General features: G+C 31.1%; 10 protein-coding genes. 2 read left to right on the forward strand and 8 right to left on the reverse strand.

Annotation, left to right across the window (positions count from 1 at the left end; genetic code table 11):
- Positions 1–157 precede the first annotated feature (157 nt).
- The 6 genes from ACZ451_RS08645 to lysS all read right to left on the reverse strand — a co-directional run bounded on the left by ACZ451_RS08645 (position 158) and on the right by lysS (position 7,764).
- The gene (locus tag ACZ451_RS08645; RefSeq protein WP_464216717.1) at positions 158–565 is read right to left on the reverse strand and encodes a hypothetical protein; all 408 of its coding nucleotides are present in this window, start codon (positions 563–565) and stop codon (positions 158–160) included.
- A 151-nt stretch (positions 566–716) separates the two neighbouring features.
- Complete coding sequence (locus ACZ451_RS08650) at positions 717–1,085, reverse strand: hypothetical protein (RefSeq protein ID WP_464216718.1); 369 nt, start codon at positions 1,083–1,085, stop codon at positions 717–719.
- Positions 1,086–1,173: 88 nt separating this feature from the next.
- Positions 1,174–1,350, reverse strand: a complete 177-nt coding sequence (locus ACZ451_RS08655; protein ID WP_464216719.1) for a hypothetical protein — start codon at positions 1,348–1,350, stop codon at positions 1,174–1,176.
- A gap of 189 nt (positions 1,351–1,539) precedes the next feature.
- A complete protein-coding gene (locus ACZ451_RS08660; RefSeq protein ID WP_464216720.1) occupies positions 1,540–4,038 on the reverse strand; it encodes a zinc-dependent metalloprotease in 2,499 nt (832 codons plus the stop codon).
- Positions 4,039–4,452: 414 nt separating this feature from the next.
- Positions 4,453–5,880: an SLC13 family permease gene (locus ACZ451_RS08665; RefSeq protein WP_464216721.1), complete on the reverse strand. Its 1,428-nt coding sequence runs from the start codon at positions 5,878–5,880 to the stop codon at positions 4,453–4,455.
- 192 nt (positions 5,881–6,072) lie between these two features.
- The gene (gene lysS, locus ACZ451_RS08670; RefSeq protein ID WP_464216722.1) at positions 6,073–7,764 is read right to left on the reverse strand and encodes a lysine--tRNA ligase; all 1,692 of its coding nucleotides are present in this window, start codon (positions 7,762–7,764) and stop codon (positions 6,073–6,075) included.
- 182 nt (positions 7,765–7,946) lie between these two features.
- Between lysS and ACZ451_RS08675 the strand changes: the two genes are divergently transcribed.
- Both ACZ451_RS08675 and lipB read left to right on the forward strand, forming a co-directional pair.
- Positions 7,947–8,102, forward strand: coding sequence for a YqaE/Pmp3 family membrane protein (locus ACZ451_RS08675; RefSeq protein WP_216783444.1), 156 nt, complete (start codon positions 7,947–7,949; stop codon positions 8,100–8,102).
- Between the two features lie 50 nt (positions 8,103–8,152).
- Complete coding sequence (gene lipB, locus ACZ451_RS08680; RefSeq protein WP_464216723.1) at positions 8,153–8,866, forward strand: lipoyl(octanoyl) transferase LipB; 714 nt, start codon at positions 8,153–8,155, stop codon at positions 8,864–8,866.
- Between the two features lie 11 nt (positions 8,867–8,877).
- Here lipB and ACZ451_RS08685 read toward each other — a convergent pair whose 3' ends face one another.
- Complete coding sequence (locus ACZ451_RS08685) at positions 8,878–11,283, reverse strand: ribonuclease HII (protein WP_464216724.1); 2,406 nt, start codon at positions 11,281–11,283, stop codon at positions 8,878–8,880.
- Positions 11,284–11,310: 27 nt separating this feature from the next.
- Positions 11,311–11,907, reverse strand: a complete 597-nt coding sequence (locus ACZ451_RS08690) for a ribonuclease HII (protein WP_464216725.1) — start codon at positions 11,905–11,907, stop codon at positions 11,311–11,313.
- Between the last annotated feature and the right edge of the window lie 59 nt (positions 11,908–11,966).

Raw genomic sequence — 11,966 nt, forward strand, 5'->3', positions numbered from 1 at the left:
AATAACTTTTGTAGAGAATGTATGTTTTGGGAGCCTTAATTCTTTTCAAGAAGAAAAGATTGGACTTCTAAAATAGAACAGTTTTAGGCAATAGCATAAATTATTTATAAGACAAAAAAAGAGACTGCCTTTTTAAACAGTCTCTTTTCTATTATTTTTAATGATGAGATTTTCTTTTCCTTTCTTTTGATCGTTTTTTCTTTTTTGCCATCATTTTTTCGAATTTTAAATATTGTTCATCATTTAAAATTTCTTTCATTTTTTTCTTCTGCGCTATTTGATGTTCTAGCCTGCTATTCATCATTGCAAAACGCTCATCTGATGTAGGTTTTTCTTCACCTGCCTTATTTTTGCGAGAAGCTTTTTTTTCTTTTCTGAGTATAGCGCTTTCAAGTAGCACCTCATTTACTTGTTCCTGTTGTTTGGGAGTTAAGTCTAAAGCTAATGTCATTTTTTTAGTCTGCAATTCTGCTATTTGCTTTGGACTTAAATCTTTATGCATTTTATCTTGTGCAAAACCTATTACACCTATTAAAACTGCCATGGTAAAAAATACTTTTTTCATTGTTTTTTGATTTTTTATGATTCTTTATCCTAGGACTAATTTTATGGGCTAAGGTTTAATAAGACACCTGTATTAATACTTTATAGATGACTTATATGCAAAAAAAAAGAGTCACATACCGTGACTCTTTTTAGATTTTAATAATTTTCTTTTATTCTTTTTCAGCTTCTGCAAGTTCAGTCATTCTTTTGTGGCGCATCATTTGCATCCATTTTTTATACTGATCTTCAGATAATATTTTTTTCACTTCATTTTTTATAGCACTAGCAGCGCCCAAACCATCATTAGATTGTTTATTTATTCTTCCTTTCTGTTTTTTTGATATAGTAGAAGGGTTTATTGTGCGTATTGCTTTCTGTTGTGAAGTAGTAAGGTGTAAATAGGAAGCCATACTTTCAAACTCCATTTTTTTTATTTCTTCTGGGCTGTATACTTCAACTGCATCATTTTTAATAGTAAGGTCTTGTGCAATCCCTAAAGTTGCAACAAGTAAAGATGCAATTACAATTATTTTTTTCATGAATTTAATTATTTAAAAATAGTATCATTAGTAATGAAAATTATACACTACTAACGATACTCACTTTAATTTTATTTTAACAATGACTTTATTTTTCTTCTTCTATTGTATTGTAGTTTTCGTCACCTGAATCAGACATTTCTATAACTGCTATTTTTGAGGACTCTAATGTATTATTTGTTGGTTTTTCTTCCACAAAATAGAGTGCTATAGCGCACATTATGAAACAAGTAAGGTATAATAGACTTTTTCGTTTTTGAGACATAATTTCGGGGTTTGGACTCTTAAATTACAATAACAAATCAATACTATTTACTATTTTGTTGTGAATTTCTATTTTTTTGTGGTGTGTCAGTTGAATTACATCATAAATTTGTTTTAATCACTCTTTATACAATTAAAAAAGCCTTGCATATACTATATATGCAAGGCTTGTGTTAGATATTTTTTTAAGCTATTTTGGGTCTAAAATAGTATCAATACGTTCAATAGCATCTTGTAAATGATATTTACTCATACTATCTGTAGTTCTACCTACAGCACTCCTAATACTTCTTTTTAATATATTTAGTTCTGCTCTAGCAACAGATCTTATGTCTGATTGACTTGTGTTTACCGCAGTAGATTTTACATAAGGTCCAAAGTTTAATTTTCTTTGGTTAGGAGCAGTCATTAAAAATGATAAACGATCTATATGTGCTTTTTGTAAGTTTCTACGATAGGTATCTATTTTTGAACCTCTAGACAACTCTGACCATATTCCTCTGCGAAGATCTTTCATCATATCTGTTAACTTGTATGCACTATTGCCATTTGCCGTCTCGTTCTCAATAATACGCGCCATTTTACCTAAGCTTAAGATATTATTTAAAGTTCTTACCTGAATGCTTCGTAAACGCTCTACAGAACCAGAATATTCTATTTTATTAAAAATATCTTGGTTTAATAACCATTCTGGGGTTTTAAACAGTTGATCTTGCACAAATAACAAGCTATTTTTTTGCCTGTCTTTAGCAACAGGAGTATATACTGCACCTTCTTGATTAAAAGTTTTATAGTGTTCATATACACCTCCAATATTATTAGACACATGCCCCATATACCTATTATATTGACTTAAAACTTGCCCGTATAAAGTTCCTAGGTCGTCATAGGTTTTACCATCTTCAGCAATCCAAGAAGATATATTTGGTACAATACGCTTAAGGTTGGCAATGCCATAGGTACTGGCTTTAATTGCATCGTCTCCTAAATCTTCAGTTTGCGAACTTGGGTCTACAACATCACCAGCTTGTTGATGTCCAAAACGATATAGTGGATCTCCAGCATGTTTTAAAATCCAACCATCTAAAGTTTTCTTTTCATCTTCAGCACTTTTATCTAAAATTGGTTTATAGCCCCAGCTAATTGCATATTTATCATAAACTCCAATATCTGGCATTAAGGCTACACCCTTATCTTCTGGTTGGGCTACATAATTAAAACGAGCATAATCCATTATAGAAGGTGCTGTACCATATTTTTTAGTAAACGATGCAGAACGTAAAGAATCTACAGGATATGCAACACTACTACCCATATTATGTGGTAAACCTATAGTATGCCCAACCTCATGAGCTGAAACAAAACGAATTAAACGTCCCATGACTTCCTTTTTAAATTCTACGCCTCTAGCATCTTCATTTATTGCAGCAGTTTGGATAAAGAACCAGTTGCGTAATAAGGTCATTACATTGTGGTACCAGTTGATGTCTGATTCTAAAATTTCACCAGTTCTAGGATCACTAACATGTGGACCATTTGCATTTGGAATAGGTGAAGCCAAATAGCGTATTACAGAATAGCGTACATCTTCTGGAGACCATTCTGGATCTTCTTCTTCTGTAGGTGGGTCTTTAGCAATAATAGCATTTTTAAAACCTGCCGCTTCAAAAGCAACTTGCCAATCTTCAACGCCTTGTTTTAAATAAGGAACCCATTCTTTAGGAGTAGCTCTATCAATATAATAAACAATTTGTTTTTTAGGTTCAACTAATTCACCTCTTTTAAACTTCTCGATATCCTCCTCTTTTACTTCCAATCTCCATCGGTCTAGATACCTAACTGTTTTACTTTCTTGGGCATCTAAGCCATAATCTACTTGTCCGCGTGCAAACCATCCTACTCGCTCATCAAAATAGCGTCTTTTCATAGGGTTTTGCGGAAGCATAATCATAGAATTATTTATTTCTATAGATATGGAACCTAAACTACTATTGGAGGGGGCTCCATTTGCAAAATATGTTTTTACGTGTCTTGCTTCTACATTTAGAGGATAACTTTTTAATGACTCTATATAACTTCTTTCGCCATCTAAACGAGAAACTTTATATCTTTTTCTGTAAAAATCTGGCATACCAAGTGCCTTTACATCTTTCTGGAAAAAATTATCAACTTGAATAACTGTAGCTGGGTTTAAAGAATCTTTTTTTAAGGCTTTAATATCAAAAGAATATAAAACGGGTTCAAAATTAGAATTAACTACTGCTTGGTGTACTGGTAAAGAATCTGCAGCATATATATTGTAGGATACGACGCGTACTAATACCTTTTTTTGTTTCTTTTCCCAACGTAATACTTGTGTGTTAATTTTGCCACCACCAAAACCAATACCACTGGCTGTTTTAGAAATTCTACTTACCATGAGCATTTCTTTATTAAATAAAGAGTCAGGAATTTCATAGAAATGTTTGTTGTCTACTGTATGAACATCAAAAAGACCTTTATCAGTAACGGCCTTTTTAGTAATTACTTTGCTGTAGGGTTGTATGGCTCCTTTTTTTGGCCTAGCATTACTATTATTAGTTTGTTGTGTTTTTTTCTTTTTCTTTTTGAAGATTTGTGCTTCTGTTGTTGAAAAACAACCGATCAGTAAGAAAGCAAAAAGTACTTTCTGAAGTATACTTTTAATCATATTAATTTTCATTTAATTAGTCGGCGCCAAATAACCGAAAAATAAACTTAATTCTTTGTTAATAAAATCATAAGCTAAAGAATGAGGTAGGTATATTTTCTTTTTTGAAAGATGAAATAATGTTTAAATCATGATTTAATGATTTAAAAATGTTAAAACCATATAAAAAATGTAACATTTAAATATTTATATAGTCTTATAAGTATATTCATCAATCAGTACAAAATTAGTATGCTTTTAAGTGTTAAAATAAATTTGCTAACCAAAGTTGGTTGTTTTAGGTTATTTATAGGTTAGCAATAAATTTTTAAATGTAGTAATGAAACATTTGTAAGAAATACTTGAAGCTTACCAAAGTATGATTTTTTTGAATTAGTCGATTAAAAGCCTCTGTTATTCAGGGGCTTTTTCTTTTTAAAAAACAAAAGGGAGTATAAATTGAAATAGTAAAATTAATAATAGTACCGCTATACAGTTCAAGATAAAACCAACTTTAGCCATCTGATTTACTTTTATGTAGCCACTAGCAAATACTATGGCGTTTGGAGGAGTTGCCATAGGTAGCATAAAAGCACAGCTACTAGCCATTGTTACAGGAATTAAAAGATGTAGAATAGGAATATCTAAACCAATAGCAATACCAGCTACAACTGGTGCTAAAACAGAAATAAGGGCTACATTACTCATTAATTCTGTCATAAATAATAATAATAGTATTAATAGAGAAGCTGTTAATAAAATGCTGATATCACTAGATGCTATAAGATTCGCTACTAGATCTACAATACCACTTGTTTTCATTGCCGCAGCTAAGGCTAAACCACCACCAAAAAGAATTAAGATACCCCAAGCTAATTTTTGAGTGTCTTTCCATTCAAGAATAAAATCACCTTTTCTAATATCATAAGGAATGGCAAATAATGATATAGCAGCAATCATACTAATAATCGTATCATTAAGTCCTATTTGCGGAAATAGCTTGTTGATTAAGGTTCTAAAAATCCATAAAAAAACGGTAACTCCAAAAATTACAAGCACCATTTTTTCTCTTCCCGAAATTTTTCCAAGTGCATTTAGTTGTGTTTGTATAATATCTTTTGAAGCATTAAATTTTAAATTTTTATTTGGAAATATTTTAATCAATACAAAATAACTAACGGCTATCATTATGCTTGAAAATGGTACACCAATAATCATCCATTTTAAGAACGATATTTCTATGTGATACTCTCTTTCCAAAAGGCCAACCATTACAGAATTAGGAGGAGTGCCTATTAATGTTGCAATACCGCCAGCATTAGCAGAAAAAGCAATGCCTAGCATGACACTTAGTGCAAAATTTTGATCTTTTTTGGTAAAACCATCGGCATCATTAACAAGTAATTGTATCACAGAAATGGCAATGGGAAGCATTACTACAGTACTTGCAGTATTGCTAATCCACATGCTTAAGGTAGCTGTGGCAATCATAAAGCCTAAAATAACTTTATTTGGAGTTGTACCAGTAAGTTTAATAATATTTAATGCAATGCGTTTATGGAGATTTACTTTTTCTAGAGCTAATGCTAGTATAAATCCTCCAAAAAATAAGAATACAATTTTATCTCCATAATTTGCACCTACTTCGTTTACTGGCATTACTCCTAATAATGGAAATAAAACAAGCGGTAATAATGCACTTACAGATATGGACACTGCTTCTGTAATCCACCAAATAACCATCCATAATGCAACAGCAATTACGGCATCACCATCTTTAGAAACGATTATAAAAGGTAAATTAGAAAAGATAAAAAAAAGTAAAGGGCCTAAAAAAAGCCCTATTTTTCTGCTAAGAGGCATATCAAATATCAATTAATAGCCTCTAAACTATACTTTTTGATTGGATTTAGGAAAAATATAAAAATTCTTTTTTAGGTTAAAATAAGTTTTGCAAAAATTGTCTCTAAAAAAATTTACTCATAAGTTTATGAAAAGTATGTAGTAAACAGTACAGCGTATTAAGTAAAAAAGTCGCATTCCAAACACTGAATATTAATCTTGGAGTTCTACCAATAAGCTATCATCAGTCTTTATCACTTTAGTGATACCTGCTTTTCCTAAAGACTTCAAACTTTTATCCCAAGCCTTGTTACTTAAGCCAGAAGCAGTTTTTAAATCAGCTAAAGGCATTTGTTTATCTTTCTTGAGAATTTCAAAAATCACCTTTTCGTTATCAGAAAGTGCTAGTGGTTTTTTCTCTGGGCGCATTTGAGGGAAAAATAAAACTTCTTGTATCGAAGAATTGTTGGTCATAAGCATCACTAAACGATCTATTCCAATCCCTATTCCACTGGTAGGAGGCATTCCATATTCTAATGCTCTTAAAAAGTCCTGATCTATAAACATGGCTTCATCATCTCCTTTAGCAGATAACTTTAATTGCTCTTCAAAACGTTCCCTTTGATCTATAGGATCGTTTAACTCCGAGTAACAATTTGCTAATTCTTTACCATTAACCATCAATTCAAAACGCTCAGTAAGCGCGGGGTTATCTCTATGCTCTTTGGTAAGTGGACTCATTTCTTTTGGGTAGTCCGTAATAAAGGTTGGTTGAATGTATAGGTGCTCACATTTTTCACCAAAAATCTCATCGATAAGCTTCCCAACTCCCATGGTATTATCGACCTCTAAACCTAATTTTTTGGCAATTTCTAAGAGTTCTTCTGCATTTTTACCTGCAACATCATAACCCGTATGTTCTTTAATAGCGCTTAATATGGGTACTCTAGGATAGGGAGCTTTAAATTCAATTTGGTTTTCGCCAACGGTTACTTTAGATGTTCCGTTAGCATCAACAGCAACTTTTTCTAATAATTGCTCAGTCATATCCATCATCCAATGGTAATCTTTATAAGCAACATACAGTTCCATTACTGTAAATTCTGGGTTATGCGTTCTGTCCATTCCTTCGTTTCTAAAATCTTTAGAAAACTCATAAACCCCATCAAAACCGCCAACTATTAATCGTTTTAAATACAGCTCATTTGCAATTCTTAAATATAGAGGAATGTTAAGCGCATTGTGATGCGTTAAAAAAGGGCGTGCAGAGGCTCCACCAGGAATAGGTTGTAATATTGGAGTTTCTACTTCTAAATATTCCCTATCATTAAAAAACTTACGAATACTATTGGTAATCTTAGTTCTTTTTATAAAGGTTTGTTTTACGGCAGGGTTTACCACTAAGTCTACATAACGTTGGCGGTAGCGTAATTCTGGATCATTAAACTCATCATAGCTATTACCATCTGCATCTACTTTTGGTAAGGGCAAAGGGCGTAATGCTTTGCATAAAATAGTAAAGTTTTTTACCAGAACTGTTTTTTCGCCTACTTGAGTAGTAAACAACTCCCCTTCAATACCCAAAATGTCTCCTAAGTCTAGTAATTTTTTAAAAACATCATTGTATTTAGAATGATCGTCAGCAGGGCAAATTTCATCTCTATTAAAATAGAGTTGTATTCTACCTTCACTATCTTGCAACTCTCCAAAAGAGGCTTTACCTTGTATTTTTTTTCGCATCAATCGGCCAGCAACAATAACCTTCTTACCTTCTTTATAATCTTCTTTAATGCTTTTAGAGGTTGCATCAACAGGGTATAATGCTGCAGGATAAGGATCTATTCCTAATGCTCTAAGTTTAACAAGTTTTTCTCTTCTAATAACTTCTTGTTCCGAAAGTTGCATAGTGTACTATTTTAAGGCTGCAAATATAGTTACAATGCTTCAATCCGTCAATTTGAAAAAGGCTAATCTTATAAAACTTGTTTTTTGAACTATAATCTGTAACAAAATAAATAATTTAGCGTCAAATAGGTAGTGCTAGTCTTAATGATCTGTGCATTCATCAATCAAAAATTAAATCAAGAATGAGTATTTGGAGAGTTATTTTGGCCATTCTTTTTCCACCATTGGCAGTTATCGGAAAAGGTTGTGGCTCTATTATTATTGTTTTTTTATTAACCCTTTGTGGTTGGGTGCCAGGTGTAATTGCAGCTTTGGTTATTTTAAATAACCCAGATTAAGAACACGGTTTACTTATAGCAAAATACTTATAAATCTTATCTTTGTTCTTATGAATAAAAATATCTTCCTTCAAGATTTAGGGTTTAAAGATTATAAGGAAACTTGGGAATATCAAGAAGAACTATTTAAGGCTATTGTAGCTTTAAAAATAAAGAATAGGAGGGAAGCCTTACAAATTGAGACCCCCAATCATTTTTTGTTTGTGGAGCATCCTCATGTGTATACCTTAGGAAAAAGTGGCGATATGAGTAATTTATTAATTGATGAGAGTGAACTTGCTCGTAAAGGTGCTACTTTTTATAAAATTAATAGAGGCGGAGATATTACCTATCATGGGCCCGGACAGATAGTAGGGTACCCTATTCTGGATTTAGATAATTTTTTTACTGATATTCATAAATATTTACGTTTTTTAGAAGAAATAGTAATTTTAACCTTAGCAGAATATGACCTTAAGGCTGAAAGGTCTGAAGGTGAAACTGGTGTTTGGTTAGATGTGGGTACGCCTTTTGCTCGGAAGATATGTGCTATGGGAGTAAGAGCTAGCAGATGGGTTACCATGCATGGTTTTGCGCTTAATGTAAATACAGACTTAGGTTATTTTGATTTAATGATCCCATGTGGTATTAAGGATAAGGCAGTCACTTCTTTAAATGTAGAACTAGGTGTAAAAAATGTGGATATAGAAGAAGTAAAACAAAAGTTGCTAAAACACTTTACAGTGCTTTTTGAAAGTAAATTTATTAGTGAAACTCAATTTTAAAAGTCATTTGTTTAGTTAATTTTGTAAACAATTAATGAGTTTTCTTGATCCTTAGTGACCAATTCTAATTTTTTATCATTATCTATATCTGCTAAATCTATAATAGAAGTTCCAAAAACAGGAAAGTTTTGTAGTGGTTTTGCATTGCTGTCAAACACATATATTTTTTGATTTTGGATATCAGTTACACTAATATATATTTTATTTTTAATGTAAAAAAGTACAGGCTTTGTATAAACGCCAATATCTAAATGTACTTTTCTTCCTTTAATACTTAGAGTATTATCATTTATGCTTACTAGTGTTTTGTTAGTGGCATCTATACCGTGATCTGTATGAAGTTTTAAATCTACAGAAGACATGTTTCCTTTTTCATCAACCTGATGTAGAAAACCTTTATCATCAGTAGTTGTAAACTTATTTTTATAAAGATAAATCTCATTCTCGGAAAAATTGATTTTACTTTTAGGAAGTATCCTGTTTTTACCTACTCTACTCAATATTTTTAAAGTGCCATCTTCTTCAGGGAAAACAATATAATCTTTACTATTGATTCTAAAATGTTTGGGCGCTTTCATAATAGCTTTGCTCCCTTTTTTGTACTCAAAGCCTTTAACTAACTCAGCTTTGTTGTTGTACATAAAAATAGTAGCTCCTTGAGTGACTACAAATCGGTAATCTTTATTAGATTCATAATCAAAAACTGCTAATTCGTTTAAGGTTTCGTCACTGTAGTTAATACTGAACGGTTCCACAGTTTTTCCATTCCTATCAAGAATTAAAAACTGATTATTTGTTGTGAATGCTAATTGTAATTTTCCGTTTTTATATACATCTACTTGATGAATTTTCCCTTGGATTTTCCCTTCTAAAGTTTTTTTCCACAGTATTGTACCATCTGTAGCTATTAGGTAAAGAGTGTTATTGGTATCCTGAATTATAATTTCTTTCTTTTTGGTTTGATGGTTGGTAATGAATTGAGGGTTAATAGCAATATCATGATCTAATTTTATGTTAAATAGCGGAGTAATAGCATGATTTTCTTGTGTAGTCGTTATTTTTTTTACCCCTATGGTCGTATGATAAAAACTTTTATCAGCAACAATTTGACTATAGAAAGTATGATTGGAAAAATCTTCTTTCTTTATATGAGGATAGAAATTAGTTATTCCTTTTGATGAAGCAATAAAAAGAATATTTGAGGCTTCAGCAATCTTATTTTTCGCATTTAAAAAAACGGGAGATGTATTAAAAGTGGTGTTGTTTTTATAATTGCTAATAATAGATTTTAGAGTGCTTATATCTTCAGAGAAAATAAGGGCATTTTCTATAACAGTGTAAAAGTTGGTATTAAAATTAACTAGTATAGGCTTAAAAGCTTTATTTAAAATTATATTCTTTTTTAAAGTAAAAATTTCACTATTCTGATAATTATAAGTTTGGTTAGTAATGCTTTCTAATTGTTTAATAATAGCATCAGCACCATAAGTACTTATTATAAATGCTTTTTTATTCTCCACATAAACGATACCTACTTCTTCAGTTGTGTTAAAAATGCTGTCTGATTCAACTATTTCTTGTAGATAATTAGATTGATTTTTAGAAAACGTAGCATAATTGCTAAATGAATAAGAAAGAACAGCATCAGCATTTATAGGGGCATAAGATGGTATGGTGCTTTCAATCGGAATTGTGTTTTTAAACAGATCAATGAAATTGTGGTTAAGACTGTCAGAAATGCTAATACCACTTAAATTTGCTTCACTAGGTTTTATTTCAATATCAATTGCGGTCCAATCAGAAAATGAGTCACCTCCTTTTTGGATACCTGAAAAAAGGGAATTGTTTTTTGTGTTGATAAAAAGTGTAGCAGGTTTAGATGAGTTTGTGGATTTATATAATTTTCTAAGCTGTGGATTAATTTTTGTTTGCCCTTTAACAGCAATTAATTCGTCTATCAGGTCCTCAGATGAACTTAGAAAAGTATTGTTGTCAAAGGAATAACTATAAATAGGAATATTTTGGACAATATGTTTTTGTATTTCAGCATTTTGATAAGATGTGTTTTCTGATGTACTTTTAAATAGTTTGTTTGTGTAAATACTTTGATTTGTTTTGATAAAAAAATCTAAAGTATCCTTTTTTGTTTCAATAATGTGCAAAAGGCTTTCAGGAACTAAATTTACAGTTTCTAAAAAAGTAATTTTATCTAAGAAGACATCTGTTTTTTTGGTTTTTACAAGGTTTTTCAGAAAAGTATTATTTTTCAGAACACTTTTAAAAACAGGGAAGTCATTTACTTTAAGGATTGCAATACTATTTTTAGGGATATAGTTTAGGCTAGTATGCTTGGTTATTGTTTTTTCTTTACAATTCGTTAATAGTAATAATAAAAGGACTACTACTCTAAGGTTCATAGAAAAGCTTTTTGCAAATTTAAGTTTTTAAATATCCATTTTTAATTGTTCAGATAATAATCTAAAGCTTTTTCTATGGTATTTTGTAACTCCATAGGTTCTTATCGCTTCACGATGTTCCTTAGTAGGATATCCTTTATTTTGTTTCCAATTATACATTGGGTATTCTAGATGAATTTTTTCCATATAGACATCTCTAGCTGTTTTTGCCAATACAGAGGCAGCTGCAATACTCATATATTTACTATCACCTTTAATAATACATTTGTGTGGAATTTTTTTATACGCTTTAAATTTATTACCGTCTACTATAATAAGGTCAGTATTTATATTTAATTGATCAATTGCTTTATGCATTGCTAAGATAGAAGCATTTAAAATATTTATTTCGTCTATAGTATTTGGGTATATATGTGAAACAGCAAAAGCTATAGCTTGTTCCTCTAGTATTGGTTTTAGCATATTTCTTTTATGTTCGGATAATTGTTTAGAGTCATTGAGTATTTTATTTTTAAATCCTTTAGGTAATATAATTGCTGCGGCTGTTACTGGTCCTGCTAAACAGCCTCTCCCAGCTTCATCAGTTCCAATTTCGTTTGGCGTAGCATAAAATTCTTTTAGCATTTTGTATAATTATAATATGAGTTAATAGTGATACCACTATATATTTGATGTAATATATG

This window comes from Allocellulophaga tsushimaensis (genome assembly GCF_055383085.1).